Annotated in this window: 12 protein-coding genes; 4 read left to right on the plus strand and 8 right to left on the minus strand. The window is 39.7% G+C overall.

The features are described 5' to 3' along the window. Nucleotides 1-157: 157 nt before the first annotated feature. On the minus strand, nt 158-2,710 hold the full coding sequence (gene tamL, locus CHX27_RS08970; RefSeq protein ID WP_094486480.1) for a translocation and assembly module lipoprotein TamL: 2,553 nt from the start codon (nt 2,708-2,710) through the stop codon (nt 158-160). Between the two features lie 36 nt (nt 2,711-2,746). Here tamL and CHX27_RS08975 point away from each other — a divergent pair, with 36 nt between their 5' ends. Then, complete coding sequence (locus tag CHX27_RS08975) at nt 2,747-3,478, plus strand: TrmH family RNA methyltransferase (protein ID WP_094486436.1); 732 nt, start codon at nt 2,747-2,749, stop codon at nt 3,476-3,478. Here the strand turns inward: CHX27_RS08975 and porT are convergent. From porT to CHX27_RS08995, 4 genes are read right to left on the minus strand one after another with little or no spacing between them, the layout of a single operon-like run. After that, nucleotides 3,465-4,163, minus strand: a complete 699-nt coding sequence (gene porT, locus CHX27_RS08980; protein WP_094486437.1) for a type IX secretion/gliding motility protein PorT/SprT — start codon at nt 4,161-4,163, stop codon at nt 3,465-3,467. The genes CHX27_RS08975 and porT overlap by 14 nt on opposite strands. A 1-nt stretch (nt 4,164) precedes the next feature. Then, nucleotides 4,165-4,896 carry a bifunctional demethylmenaquinone methyltransferase/2-methoxy-6-polyprenyl-1,4-benzoquinol methylase UbiE gene (gene ubiE / locus CHX27_RS08985; RefSeq protein ID WP_094486438.1) on the minus strand — a complete coding sequence of 244 codons (732 nt, stop codon included), beginning with the start codon at nt 4,894-4,896 and terminating at the stop codon, nt 4,165-4,167. A 51-nt stretch (nt 4,897-4,947) separates the two neighbouring features. Beyond that, nucleotides 4,948-5,442 carry a dihydrofolate reductase gene (locus tag CHX27_RS08990; protein WP_094486439.1) on the minus strand — a complete coding sequence of 165 codons (495 nt, stop codon included), beginning with the start codon at nt 5,440-5,442 and terminating at the stop codon, nt 4,948-4,950. Next, entirely contained in the window at nt 5,442-5,771 is a 330-nt protein-coding gene (locus CHX27_RS08995) for a 2TM domain-containing protein (RefSeq protein ID WP_094486481.1), read from the minus strand. Before CHX27_RS08995 ends, CHX27_RS08990 begins: the two co-directional genes overlap by 1 nt. Before the next feature lie 239 nt (nt 5,772-6,010). On the opposite strand from CHX27_RS08995, the gene CHX27_RS09000 reads away from it, so the two are divergent. Next, nucleotides 6,011-6,307 carry an isoamylase early set domain-containing protein gene (locus CHX27_RS09000; RefSeq protein WP_094486440.1) on the plus strand — a complete coding sequence of 99 codons (297 nt, stop codon included), beginning with the start codon at nt 6,011-6,013 and terminating at the stop codon, nt 6,305-6,307. Nucleotides 6,308-6,348: 41 nt separating this feature from the next. Here the strand turns inward: CHX27_RS09000 and CHX27_RS09005 are convergent, their stop codons facing one another. The 3 genes from CHX27_RS09005 to CHX27_RS09015 form a co-directional block, all read right to left on the minus strand. Further along, nucleotides 6,349-6,672: a hypothetical protein gene (locus tag CHX27_RS09005; RefSeq protein ID WP_094486441.1), complete on the minus strand. Its 324-nt coding sequence runs from the start codon at nt 6,670-6,672 to the stop codon at nt 6,349-6,351. A 125-nt stretch (nt 6,673-6,797) separates the two neighbouring features. After that, nucleotides 6,798-8,168, minus strand: a complete 1,371-nt coding sequence (locus tag CHX27_RS09010; protein WP_094486442.1) for an alpha/beta hydrolase-fold protein — start codon at nt 8,166-8,168, stop codon at nt 6,798-6,800. Nucleotides 8,169-8,183: 15 nt separating this feature from the next. Then, on the minus strand, nt 8,184-9,611 hold the full coding sequence (locus CHX27_RS09015) for an SDR family oxidoreductase (protein ID WP_094486443.1): 1,428 nt from the start codon (nt 9,609-9,611) through the stop codon (nt 8,184-8,186). Between the two features lie 490 nt (nt 9,612-10,101). Between CHX27_RS09015 and CHX27_RS09020 the strand changes: the two genes are divergently transcribed. Both CHX27_RS09020 and CHX27_RS09030 read left to right on the plus strand, forming a co-directional pair. Further along, nucleotides 10,102-13,074: a sensor histidine kinase gene (locus CHX27_RS09020; protein ID WP_094486444.1), complete on the plus strand. Its 2,973-nt coding sequence runs from the start codon at nt 10,102-10,104 to the stop codon at nt 13,072-13,074. A gap of 704 nt (nt 13,075-13,778) precedes the next feature. Next, nucleotides 13,779-14,549: a response regulator transcription factor gene (locus tag CHX27_RS09030; protein ID WP_094486446.1), complete on the plus strand. Its 771-nt coding sequence runs from the start codon at nt 13,779-13,781 to the stop codon at nt 14,547-14,549. Nucleotides 14,550-14,782: the final 233 nt, after the last annotated feature.

A 14,782-nucleotide genomic window follows, 5' to 3' on the forward strand; every position in this document is an offset into this window, starting at 1 on the left:
CAACGCTTCACACGATTATCAGCCTAAAAAATGTCCATTAAGCCACAATTTAATAACGTGTAGTTAGTCTAGGTTTGTCTTATTTACTTTAAAAATGGCCAAAGACAAAAACAATTTCTTTTCAGAAAATCTTGGGTTTCGGAAAGTTTTGTTTTCGTTAAAAAGGATAATTAATACCAATGTTCACCACCATATTGGCAAGGTTATAGTCGCGGAACCAACGTTTATTGTACGTTTCTGCTGGATTGTAGGTTTTAAAACCGAAGTCGCTTCGCAAAACAAAAAAGCTAAAGTCGTAGCGTAAGCCAAAGCCAGAGCCAACAGCAATGTCTTTTAACGATTGAATGCCTTCGAATTTGCTTTCAGCTAAAGTAGCGTCGTCTAAAACGTTCCAAATGTTTCCTGCATCCACAAAAACGGCTCCTTTAAACTTATTCACGATTTTAAACCGAAGTTCGGCATTGGCCAGTAGTTTCATGTTCGCTTCGTTAAAGTCATTTCGTGCGCCGCTGCTGCCCGGTCCTAAGCGGTACGGCTGCCAAGCACGGATGTCGTTCGAACCTCCAGCAAAGTAGCTTCGCGAAAACGGAATATTAGTCGAATTTCCATACGGCACTGCCATTCCAAAGAAGGTACGGATGGCAAGCACCTTTTCGCGTCGTAAATCCCAATGTTTTATAAATTCGAATTCGCCTTTCGCGTACTGGGAAAATTCTACACCAAAAATCTGCTTGCCAGTTGATTGTGCATTCAAACTGTTGGCAGTTCCAGCAAATAGCGAAAGCACATTTCCAGCAGATTCAGCCTTGAAACGTATCGTGAAAAAGTTGTTGTCAACCAAGTTAGCTTTAGTAGTACGACTATAGCTGTAGCTCGAAGCTAGAATCAGGTTGTTCTCGGTAAGTCGGCGCCGACGTTCCTCAATGCTTCGCACTTCACGGTAATTGGGATCTGTGGGTACTAGCGATGTAAGGTTGTTGAGGACATCGCTGGTGAATCCACTGGCTCCTTCAGGAACAAGTAAATTACCATTTGTAGGCGAGAAATAACTGTCGTTTGTACTAACATTTTGTGCAATTTCATTCAGAGCGGCATAGCTCGACCGATACACATTGAAATAATTACTTACGTTTACGTTGTTCACATATTGGATATTAAACAAGTCAAAGCGTGCTGTTTTGTTTCGATCAGGCATCCAATTATAAGTCATGGCTCCCGTAAAATTTTCCTTATCTAATCCAATATTGCGCTGTGTTGCGAAACCTAAATTTATGCTCGTTGAAGGCAGCATACTTTTTGGAATGATTTTGTCGGTTTTAAACGGAAATAAAATTCTCGGAAAAGAGAGTCGGCTGTCGATACCGTATTCCGAGATATTAAAAAATGTATTGTCTGGATTGGCCAAATCGGTTGAAGAGCCAATGTTGCCACGCATAGCAACTAGTAAAGTTTCCGCGCCATTAAATACATTTCGGATTGTTACCGAAGCCGATGCAGCTATTCCAAAATCTTGCACGTTAGAGTGAGTAACGTCGAGTGATGTCAAGAAATAGTATTTTTCTTTGGGCGAAAGGTAAATATTGGCAATTAACTTATTTTCGTTGGAAGGGTCTGGCTTAAATTGAAGCGTCGGCTGATTGAAAATTTTAAGGTTATTGAGCGATCGGGTAGTCAGGTTGGCTCTAAAATCGGCATACTCATTGCCTGGATTAAGGAAAATAGCGTCGGTAATTGCTTTGGGACGGTATTTTAATTTTTGAAAACTAAAGACATCAAAGCCTTTGTAATTTATGCTGTCTTTTACTTGAGCAGATTTTTTATCCTTGGGCTGGTCAGTATAGATATTGACCTTGCTGATGGTATAAAGTTTGAACGGACGCGTAGCTGTGGAATCACCTTCTCGAACCGATTGGTCGTTGATGATTAGTTTTACATACGTTTTTCCTCCGGTTTTAATGGTATCAATGTCGTATACGATACTACTTTGCTGAAATTCGAGTGCGCCATGATTGCGGAAATAACTTGTAATACGGTTTCGCTCGGCTTCAAAAATCTCGGCTTCGAAGGGTTCTCCAATTTTCAGCAGCGCCTTATTAGATATTTGACGATACAGCGAATCGAGAGCCGGTGTAGCTATTTTATGTGTCAAACTGTCGATGGTAGCACGTTTGCCGCGAGTAATCGTATAAGTAACAGTACCTTTCTTCTTTCCAGCAGTATCAATTCTTGCAGTAACCTGATTTCTAAAATATCCTTTATTACTCAGGTAAACTTGCAATCTTTGTTTTGATTTTTCGACGCGCTCTTTCTTTATAACTACAGGAGCTTCACCGGTTTTCTTTAGAAATTTATCCAGACCGCTGTACAAAAATGATTTGCCGCGGCGCCTAACTTGTTTGGCAGAAAAAATCATTGACTGTCGTTTGAATTTCGTAGGATTTTTCAGATACCTTGCCTTGTAGGACGAATCTGGATTTTTTTTTGCAATATTAAATAATTGTAATCGCAGCTTGTAACCCAAAAATTTGCTATTGGGTTTCTGGTATAGCAAATCTTCGAGTAGCTCGTCATTTGATTTCTTACCATCGACTAGAATAGTATTTTTAGTCAGTAGAAGTTCGCCTTCTTTTACGCGTTTCGTGCTTTTGCAACCGCTAAAGATTGCAAGCGCTAAGAGAAATACCGTTATTTTTGCGATGCCTGCTTTCAAAAGTGCCAATTAACTAACCAAAAGTACATTATTTCAATGTTAAGCAAAACAATAACCAAGCGAATCACGTCTTTACATCTGAAAAAATTTAGACAGCAGGAGCAATTATTTATTGCTGAGGGAGTTAAGGTGGTTTCTGAATTGATTGCCGCCGGTTATTTTGCGGAATACTTGTTTACCACAGCCGGTACCAAGCAGCAGTTTTCGGCAGCAACGCTTATCGACGAAGCGGAAATGAAGCGTATTAGTGCCTTGGCAGATGCATCGCCTGTTTTAGCGGTTTTTCGGATTCCAAAAGCAACTAGTTTCAAATTAGATGAAATTACGGTTGTTGCCGACGGCATTCGGGATCCGGGAAATTTTGGTGCTTTGATTCGTTTGTGCGATTGGTTTGGCGTTTCTCAATTACTTTGTGCGCCCGACACCGTCGACTTATACAATCCGAAAGTTGTTCAAGCATCAATGGGCTCTATGGCGCGTGTTCGTGTCACCTATCAAGATATTTCAAACACAATTCGCACACAACCCGCTCCGGTTTACGGCGCGTTTATGGAAGGCGAGTCTGTTTACAACCAAGTTTTGGAAACGCCCTGCTACCTCATTTTAGGGAATGAAGCAAACGGCATTCGTTCGGAAACGGAAGAAAGTATCACAAAAAAAATATCGATTCCGCGCTACGGCAAATTGCAACAAACCGAGAGTTTAAATGTTACTACAGCAGCAGCGATTATTTTAGCTGAAATGCGAAGAACTTCTAGTGGAAGGTGAAGTTGATAAAAATGGCTCGTGTAGACATCGATTGGATATTTGATGTCCACGGACTATTCGGGTCGTTATCGCGAATTAATTCATCGTTAAAGCTAAAGACGCCTCGAATCGAAGGAGAGAATTTAAAATATTGAAGGTATAAATCGATTCCAAAACCCAATTCATAAAAATTGGTGTTTTTTATCATTCGAAAACGATTGTTGGCATTGTCGTCTTTTGCATCTGCGTTCGAAGCTAAATTCAGTGCAGTTCCCACGCCGGCCACAACGTATGGTTTGATGTTTCCGGTTCGAACCGACGATAACTTCACCAACAATGGAAAGTGAAGATAAGTCGATTTTACTTCGCGTAAAGCATCGACAGGATTGGCAATCCCTGGGAAAGTCAGATTTCGTTGGTTGAAGTATAAACCGGGTTCAAAACGCAAATCTATATGTTTGTGCAGGCGCAAATTTCCGACCAGACCAACGTTAAATCCGATTGTTGAATTTACCAAGACATCCGGACCTACATTCTTGTATTCGAATTTAAAATCGTATGAATTAAATCCAAGAAAATAGCCCCAATGCACACGTTGATTGTCAAAGTTCTCCAAATTGATAATTGGATCTTTACTAAACATGTGGAATTGCGCTTTCGCGAGAAGCGGCATAAATAAGACGATAATGAGAAGGCTTTTTCGCATGTTAAGATTTCCCTGCTGTATAAATAGTGGCTACTCCAAACGTCTGCGGATGTGCAACCACATTAGTAAACCCAACTTTTCGCAAAATATTGTTTAGAGCTTCTCCGTAAGGAAAAACCGCAGCCGAATCGGATAAATATTGATACGCTACTTTGTCTTTTGAAAAGATACGTCCGATGGTAGGGAGGAGGGTTTGTGTGTAAATCTTGTAGCCTTGTTTGTATGGAAACTTTGTCGGAACTGATGTTTCTAAGATGACGAAAATGCCGCCCGGTCTTAATACCCGGCGAATCTCGCTAAGTCCGAGTTCCAAATCTTCGAAGTTTCGAATTCCGAAAGAAACGGTTATCGCGTCAAAAGTGTTGTCTTCAAACGGAAGTTGCTCCGAGTCCCCCACAACCATATCAATCAAACTAGTAAGTCCTTCCGAAATAACTTTTTTTCGACCAATTTCTAGCATGCCTGGCGAAAGATCGAGACCAACGATTTTCTCTGCGCCCGAATTTTTGAACATCAGCGCCAGATCGCCTGTTCCGGTTGCCACATCGAGAATGGATTTCGGATTTGTTCTACTGACCCATTCAATTACTTTTTTTCTCCACGCGTTGTCGATACCGAAAGAAATCACTCGATTCAATTGATCGTAATCGCAAGAGATGTTGTCAAACATTCTTCTGATTTGGTCTTTCTTAGACTGTTCAGAATTCTTGTAAGGCTTAATTGATGCTGCCATTTATAAAATTTGCGTCAAAGTTACAAAACCAAAGGCTTTTTGTAGGTTGGTTTAACGGGAAGTTCTGATATATGTTTCGTAAGTGAAGGAATAGGCATGCTTATCATCTTTGGGATGAAACTCACTTTTTACGAGTTCGAACTCATTTTTTGGAATTTCGGGAAAGAACACCTCTGCATCAAAACTACCGTGAACGCGCGTCAGCTCTAGTTTATCGGCTATAGCAAGACTTAAATTATAAATCTGCCCGCCGCCAATTACAAAAGTCGGATTGGTTTTCGAGTAGTTTACCGCTTCTTCCAAACTGCCGCAATAAATCAATTGATCTGTATCAGATGTTAATTTTTTAGTGCTAATCACAATATGCTTCCGATTGGGAAGTAATTTAGGTAAACTTCGAAATGTTTTGTAACCCATAATCATGTCGTGTTCTTGCGTTAAAGCTTTAAAACGCTTGAAATCGTCGGGTAAGTGCCAAAGCAAATCATTATTTTTTCCGAGTTCTCTGTTTTCGCCAATTGCTGCAATGAGTGTGATTTGCTTCATTATTGTTTATCTAAATCGATTTTGTTTTTTAATTGTTCAATTCGCTGTTCTTGTTTTTTTACGAGTCGCTCAATTTGTTGGCGTTCCCAGTTTTTGTTGAGAAATCGCTTCGTGATATATACATCCACAAAATGGAGAACAAACAGAAACACCCAAGCGGCTAAAACCCAGGTCCACCACTTTGTAGGTGCACCTACTTCGAAAAACGAATTGGCAACAAAGGAAAAAAGATTTCCGATACAGAAAAAAACAAAATGATAGTAAAGTAACCGCTTTTGGCGAAGTCGCTTGCGTGCATTTTCATACAATTCTTGTTGTTCAGTGTTCATTTTCAGCAGATTTTCAGTCAGAAATATAGAATTTTTTAAAATATCCAACAAATACAATTTGCCAAAACGATAATTTGAAAACGTTTTCTACAGAAAGTCGGAATAGGAAAACGTTTGAGAAATACGACATTCGTTTTTTTATAACAGTTTTTATAGCAGAGTCTCAAAAATGCAAGTTCGTGTTTTTTTGTGCTTGGTATTTATTTTCTTTGCCGTATAATATTAACTATTAATAAGTTATGGCAATCAAGAAACAATTTATAAAGAGTAAACCAGTTTGTAAAGTAACTTTTACTGTAGATGCAAAAGAGGCGCAAACTGTTGCAGTAGTAGGCGATTTCAATAGCTGGAATCCTGAAGCAGGCGCTCTTGCAAAACAAAAAAACGGTACCTTTAAAGCTACATTTGAAGTAGCAAAAGACGCTAACTACGAATTCAAATACTTCGTAGACGGTACGTATCAAAACGAACCAGAAGCAGATGCTTTTCAATGGAATGCGTTTGCTAACGCCGAAAACAGCGTTTTAGCAGTATAAAAAAAGCCTCCAATTGGAGGCTTTTTTACTTTATCTATATCTTAATTCCAGAAAGTGCCTGCTAGTCCGGCGACCATTCCTACCCAAAGCAGACTAAAAAATGTAACTAGTCCGGCTAATTTTCCTACAATACTCCACGCTAAAGTTTTGTACGGATAGGCTAACAAAATATATAAAATTGCGCCGGCTACAAAACCAGAAGTTCCACAAGTTATTACAGGCTTCAAAGCCCAATAGGATCCCCAGTGCGGATTAGGCTGACGAACGGTGTATAAAAACGCCGCAATGATGCTAAGACCAATTGCCGCACCAATAACGCCAAACGTACAAACAGCAGTTCCTCGTAATTTGTTCTCCGTTTCCATCCGCATCTTTTTTATCTCAACGCAAAGGAGCAGAAAAAAGTACTTCGTTTTACGAATTTGAGTAAAATTTTAACAAAAAAAGTATCGTATCAATAATTTTGTAGAATAAAAACTACAAAATGTAGTTAAAATTTTACTTTGTAAGATTTTCCTCCACAAATCAGGACATAAATTCCCGTTGCAACCGATTTGCGATGTAAACCATTCTCTAATGTAAATGTCGCCACTTTTCGGCCCGCCAAATCATACAAAACCGCTTCTTGCGGCGAAGGCAAGTTACTAACTAGTAAGGCGCCATCAGCAGAATATTGAATCCGTACTTGCTTAGTATCTAAATCGGTAATACCTAAATTTTCATTGGCAAACAACCAAGTGTATAAAGCACCAAATTCGCCACGCCAATAGCTTTCCGTATGTGTTCCATAACTATCGAATTTAAGCAGCGTGTTGCTTTGCGCCGTTCCCGATTCCACAATCTTATTTCGAACCGTTGTCACGTGTGTGACCATATTGCCATATTCGTTATTTCCCGCCACGAAATACAATTTTAAATCGTTTGTAGCAGTTGCTAAATCATCGATATACGAAGTAAAATTGCTGTACGAAAACCAATACGCCGGACTCAAAGCACCTACTTTTCCGAACGATTCCGGATGCGCCAATGCACCGTACGTCGAAATTAGCGCACCCATCGAACTGCCAATAATCGCGGTGGTTTCTGGACTCTCAAGCGTACGGTAATTCGCATCGATATACGGTTTCAGTGTTTCTGCAATAAAATCGATATACAAAGCACCCTGACCTCCGCCGTACTGCGGATTGTTCCACGGCGAATATTCGTTCAATCGTTCCGAACCGCCGTTGTCAATTCCCACAACTATAGCTCCGTAATCTCCGCCGGCAAAAAGCGAATTCAAGGTTTCATCTATTTGCCATTCGCCAGAAAACGACGTTGCCGCGTCAAACAAATTTTGCCCGTCTTGCATGTACAATACCGGATATTCTTTCGTTGAAGTTTGGTAATCGGGCGGCAAATACAACCAAATGCGTCGGTTGCGATTGAGTTGCGGCATGAAAAAGTTCGTACTCAAAATACTCACATTCGCAGCTGCCGTACTGTTGTTGCCGCCAGCACCTAAATCTTCCCAAGACAGTATCGTTAAATTAAGTGTACTGCCCACCATAGCCCAAGAAAAGGTGCGGTCGGGTAAAAAATTGCCCGTTGCATTGCCTTCAACCGTTGCCCACGAACCGCGCGTAAACTTAAAAGCCGCAGTTCCGGTTCCTTGCGGAATCGTTATTTGTAGATTCCCCAAATTATCGGGTGTTAGTATGTAATTCGGATCCGCCGGATTCCAACCGTTAAAATTTCCTGCCACATAAATTGTTGCTCCCGCAGGTGTGTTTGCGGGCGTTGCCGTTACTTTAATCGTGACTTGTGCCCAGAATGGAAGTGCAACGAAAAGCAAAAAAAGGGTCGTGTAATTTTTTATCATAGATAATCCTAAAGGTTAGCTTTTACCAGCAATGCGCTTTATCATGCCGTCAAAAATAAAGAAATGAAAGGGCAACATAGCGTACCAGTACAATCTTCCCCACAATCCGCGCGGGCGAAATGTGGCTATTTGATGCAAAACCCGATTTTCGTCGATCGAAAACTCCAGCCAAGCCTCGCCCGGAAGCTTCATTTCAGCGAAAAGCAACAAGCGTTTTTGCTCTTTATCCGCTAAGAGTACGCGCCAAAAATCCAGCGCATCGCCGTTGTCTAAATGCGTCGGATGTGTTCGCCCGCGTCGCAAACCAACGCCGCCAACCAACTTATCGATGTGTCCGCGCGTTTTCCACAACCAATTGCCGTAGTACCAACCGCGCATGCCGCCAATCGACCAAATATTTTTCAAAACTGCTTCCTCATCGGAAATTTCTATTTTCTGGTGATCTTTCAAACAGCCGTACCGCGGAACCTGGACAAATTCCTTTAAACTTCCTTGTAATCGGCCACTCACGCGACTGTCTTTCCAGCTCGAAATCACCAAATTTTGTTCAATTTTCACAAAGGCCAGTTTTATGGCATCGGTGTACGAAATGGGTTTTATTCCCAGTAAACGCTGCAATTTGGTGTCTTTTGCTACCACCTCCACGGTCATGCTATCCACTAAATTTGCCGCCAATTTATATGTGGTTGAGGTTACAAAATGCAGCCAATAACTCGACAGTTTCGGCGTCATTACCGGAACGGTGAAAATCCACACTCTAAAACCACGCGTCTTGGCGTATAGCTGCAACATTTGTTTGTACGTGAGGATGTTAGGGCCGCCAATGTCGAACGATTGTCCCATGCAATCTTCGCGCAGCAATACTCCGAGTAGGTACTTTATCACGTCGCGAATGGCAATGGGCTGCGTTTTGGTTAAAACCCATTTGGGTGTAATCATTACGGGCAATTTCTCGCACAAGTCGCGAATAATCTCAAACGACGAGCTGCCCGATCCCACTATAATTCCTGCGCGAAGAACGGTAACAGCTGCTGCTCCGCGATACAGCTCGTCTTCCACACTTTTACGCGATTGCAGGTGTTTCGATAAAACGCTGTCGTTAACAATGCCGCTCAAATACACCACTTGTTTAATCCCGCTAAAACGCATATATCGGTTGAAATTTTGCGCCGATTTCAATTCCAACGCATCAAAATCGTTGGTAGAATTCGACATGGAATGTATCAGATAATACGCCACATCGGCCTGGGGAACTTGTGGGCTGTCGGTAACGTTTTCCAGAAAATCGACTTCCCAAATACTCACTTTATCGAGCGTTTCGAGGTCTAAGCCAATCCGACTTCGGTCGCGCACGCAGCAAATAACTTCGTGTCCGGCTGCCAGCAATTCCGGAAGCAACCGCCGACCCACATACCCATTTGCACCTGTTAATAGAATTCTCACGGTTCACTTTTTTATCGCACACAAACGCCTTGATTTAAGGAGTTTTCGCAGAAATTCTTCTAAAGGTAACAGATTCTCGAAAAACGATTGTTAATGCCGGACTAATTTTTTGGGCAAACCGCTGCGGCAGTAGTGGAAATTCCGTGATCCGCAGCGTCGCGCTTTTCGCTACAACTCCTCGCCACCGGTGGAAACCACTCGGCAGCTGTGGGGTTTTCGCTGCAATCGCTTTTGCGGGCATCGTGCACAACGTGTCACTTAATTATGCAAACACTTGTCAGATGTTTCGTGGCCACGCACTTCGGAATAAATCTGCTAATTGTAAAAAAGTATAAATTCGCAGACCTATTTTTAAGCGTATTTTAAGTTGTACAGAGTAAATTTAATTTTCGAAATAATTGAATACTTGTAGCTTAAAGGTAGTTTCTACTCTAAATTGTGGCGTGATAAGTGAGCAATTATTTTACAACTGTATTGATTCATTCTTAAGATGAAAAAACTGCTTTTACTTTTTTTCTTTCTTCAAACAAGTGTTTTAAGCGCGCAATCCAAAACAGATTATTCTGTGGTAAAATGGGTTAATGAAGACGACGGACTCTCGCAGCTGTACACCACTGCTTGTCAGGTTGATAATAATGGTTTTGTTTGGATAGCCACGCAACTCGGCTTGTTTCGTTACGATTGGAAGCGTGTAGTTAAAGTTCAAATTCCGGAATATCCGGATATTGAAAAGAAGCGGATACAGTTTTTACTCAGCGATTTACAAACCGAGCAGATTTATTTTTACACTGTTCCGGATGATGTAGGATATTGCATAAATAACGGTAAAATACGGCGTTTAAAAAAGAGCGAGGGTGAATTTATAGACAACTTTTTCTATCTGCCAGCGACACATCCTATGTATAGAGCCGTTATAAATTACCGGAAGAAACATGATTTTGGTGACCACTTTTACATCAATAAGCGAGTAGTTCTCACAGACGATTATTTTTACATGATTTTTCGAGACGCTGTTGTAATTTTAGATAAGCAGGGCAAAACGAAATCACTTCCAATAAAAGCAGGAGATAATTCGACGTTTATTCAATATGGGAAGTTAATTTTCTTTGTGGATGAAGAGAAAATTGGGCTTATAACTGGTGGTGAAATTGAGTTTGGTAAAGTTGAAGCTGATCAGACAATCACTAACTTTTTTAAGGTAAAAAGGTTCTTTTGTAAGTTCAACGAGGTACTTAAAATTGAGGATGACTACTACATTACCTACAAAAAGAAAATTTATAAAATTGTTTACCGCGATGGGAGGTTAACAGCGGAGTTTAAAGTTGACTCCCCATTGCCAGATTATGAAGATAATAATTTTTCGTATTCTTCAAAGCACGATCTTTTTCTTTTTCCCTCTTACACTCGAGGTATGGCCATAATAAAACCAAAAGTGTTTAATACGGTATTTGTTAAGCCTAACAGTTTTGTAAGTGATTACTCTGTGGTAAGTAAAGATAATTATTGGTATGGGCAGCGCGGCTGGATTTACGATGCAAAGTCTAACCGAATAAAGAGAGAAGAGTTTGATTCGTGGAACTATAACTTCAGATTTTTACTGAAACATCAAGACAATTACTTTTTAGAATTGCGTTCAAGTTTAGTTTCATTACTCGACTTTAAGACCCGATTTCCGATAAAACTTAGCGATGAATTTAACCGATTTACGGCTTTTTCTTATCTCGACGGAAAATTATGGCTTTCTAACGAACATAAAATTGCGCGTGTTGAGAAAAATAAACCGGTATTTGATTCGATTTTTAACAAGCGGCTGCTGCCAAAACAAATCATTAATTCTATTGCATCGTTTAACCATCGTTTAATTATTGCAACTTCTCTTGGAGTTTTTGTACACGAGCCGTTTTCTAAAAACACGTATGCTATTAAAGGCTTAGAAAAAAAGAATGTTCGTTACATCAAACCAATTGATAAAAAGCGGTTTTGGGCCGGCAGTTATGGCGACGGACTTTTTTTAGTAGATCATGGTGTTGCCTATCATGTAGTTGATAAAAACATCGAAATCAATGCCGCGCATGCCGTTGAGGAAGATGCATCTGGTAACTTATGGATATCGACAAATAACGGACTTATTGTAGCTAATAAGAAGGAAGTAATTTCAAAGACTTTAAAGAAACAGTTGATTGAAGGCTATATTTTCTTGACTTATAACGGATTGCCAACCAACGAGTTTAATGGCGGAAGTACTTTTCCTTCTTTGAGAGAAAATGATATTATTGGTTTTCCCTCTATGAAAGGATTTGTTTGGTTTGACAGCAGAAAAGTAAAAAAAATTCCCTTTTCAGGCAGCATTCTTATCGATGAGGTGCAAGCAAATCGAAACAAAATTAAACCGGCTACCGATTTTTCCTATTCCATTCCAAAAGATGCAGAAATCATTCGAATTAAGTACAGCTACGGCTATCCGGGAAATAGTGAGAATTTAACGATTTCGTACAAATTCGAAGATCAGTCTACTTGGATGACGGTGAAAGAAAACACCATAGTGCTTCCCCGCTATAAAAAAGGAACACATAAGTTGTTGATTAAAATTAGAACCCACGGTTTTCCAGAAAAAAGCGACGTGGTAAAGTCGCTTACGCTACATTTTGAAGAGCGTTTCACCGAGTCTGTTTGGATGGTTATTCTCGTGGTCTGTGCATTATTTATTTCGATTGCTACCACGTATCTCGTCGTAAAGAAAATTCAGCGCAAGCGAGAAGAAGAACTTAACAATAAGATTAATCTCAAAACCAAACAATTACAAGACACGATACTCGAATTGTCGGAGTCTAAAGAAATGATTCGCGAGTCGCTTTTGGAAAAGGAATTGTTGTTGAAGGAAGTGCATCATCGTGTAAAAAATAATTTACAGTTGATTATGAGTATTTTTAATATTCAAGCTCGTCGAAAAAATTACAGCAACATCTTTGATTTCTTAAAAACTGGAGGCGCTAGAATCGAAGCTATGTCGTTGATTCATCAGCGGTTATATCAAGACGATGGCGCGATCCATAAAATTAACCTCGAAGTGTATTTTAAAGATTTAGTAGATTCGATCAACAACTCATTCAATACCGATTTAGATAAAATTCAAATTAAAATTGAACCTAATACGGTCGTTATTAATTTATCGACAGCCATTCCTTTGGGTTTAATTCTCAATGAACTTATCACAAATGCCTTAAAATATGCGTTTCCAGATGGCCGGTCGGGAGTTATTCAGATACGTGTTGGCAGCATAGGCAACAGCCGCTACGAGTTAATTGTAGAAGATAACGGAGTAGGTTTTGATACAAGCAGAACGCACAGCAAATCGTTCGGTATCGAACTGATCACCGTTTTGGCGGGTCAATTAAACGGGAGCATGCAGTATTCTTCCAACTCAAAAACGCAATTCGCTGTTATTTTTGAAGAAGTGCATTAATCGTTTTTTTACAGATGAACTAGAGATTACCTGTAGGTTAGGTAGCATATTTTTTTTGTAGAAGAAGGAAAAGTCGTTTTTAGGCATATCGCAGTATAATCTAGCACATGACCTTGAAAAAATGACACTAAACTTGCAAGAATAATTAGTTAGTAGCTTTGTAACGGCACACCGCAAACATTTAGTTAATCAATAAATCAAGAAACTCTTCTCTAGGTTTAAGATTTTAAATTTTTTTTATCCTTTGATTCGTTTGCGGTAGCCTTTACCTTTCAGTTTCGAAAGTTGATTTAAATCATCAGTCGTTTAATTTCCTTGCAAAACAAGTATCTTCAGAAGTTGTGCCGTCTTTCCGCGACTAGAACAGCTGGAGCCATTCATCATTTCAATAAATATCCACTTAAACGAATAGCGTTCGGCAGTACTTTTCTTTACTTGCAGCAGATTTTTGGATTAAAACTAAGGAAAGATCAAATCAAAAATCAAAAAGACTCACCTAAAGCGGCATTAGAAATGGTGTTTTTTTAAATAGGTGAAATGAACTAGAATTTAATATTTTAGCAACGAATTGCAACTTTAGTCGTTCATGAACTGACGCTCGGATTTTAAAGGGAAAGCAGCAATAAACTGATTTTCTCTTTTGAGATGTACCGATAGTTGGACGCGAATAGCAACTGAAGAATAGTTTTATAAATTGAGTTTTTATGACGAAGCCGTTAGTTTTGATTGTCGAAGACGAACTAATAATTGCTTTAGATTTAAAAGAAATCTTAAACGAAGAAGGCTATGAAGCGATGATCAACATTGTTAGTGTTGAAGCTGCAATTACCGCCATAGAGGAGCACAAGCCGTCGCTGGTTTTAATAGATATCAATTTAAAAAACGAAAAGAACGGAATCGATTTAGGGACATATTTACTTAAAAACGACAGAATTCCGTTTATTTATATAACTTCTTATTCCGACAAAAGCACTTTAGATAAAGCAGGCGAAACGCGACCGTACGGTTATATCGTCAAACCGTTTAAACCTGCTGATATAAAAGCCGCAGTTTCCATGGCTCTAAATAATTACAAGCACCGGAATATCGATGTGGCGCGCCATCAGGATGCGGTTGAAACCGATATCCCATTCATCTTAAAACAAGTGATTAGTTACATAAACAACAATATCACTGAAAAAATCAAGGTTTCCGATCTCGCAAAACAAACGCTGTGGGAATCGCAGCACTTCAATCGAATGTTCTCAAAATATGTTGGAGTTACACCCTATAAATACATTCTCGATCGAAAAATCGAAAAAGCCAAAGCTTTACTAACCGAAACCAGTATTCCTATTACCGAGGTTTCGTATGAACTGGGAATAAAAAGTCACAGTAATTTTTGTAACGTCTTTAAAAAAGCAACTGGGAAAACACCCGAAGCGTACAGAAAATCTGCTTTGGTGAACAATAAGTACTTAGGTAGTTCGAATTAAAAAGCGAAACTTCGATCGGTTTCATGCAGCCAGCGCTTCGGAGATAATTCTTTAGTTACCTAGTTGGCGCAAGTTCAAGCACAAAAAATATCTAAATTAAGAATACGTCGACATAAATAAGCATATCGAGTGCTTTTGCTTGCTATAATTTCGTGCGCTGGAGTTGCTCGTTTCTCTAACTTTCTGGTAGGAAACTATCTGACAACTAAGAAATGGAAGTATGGTTTTGACGA

It is taken from the genome of Flavobacterium aurantiibacter, from assembly GCF_002251775.1.
Lineage (GTDB): Bacteria > Bacteroidota > Bacteroidia > Flavobacteriales > Flavobacteriaceae > Flavobacterium > Flavobacterium aurantiibacter.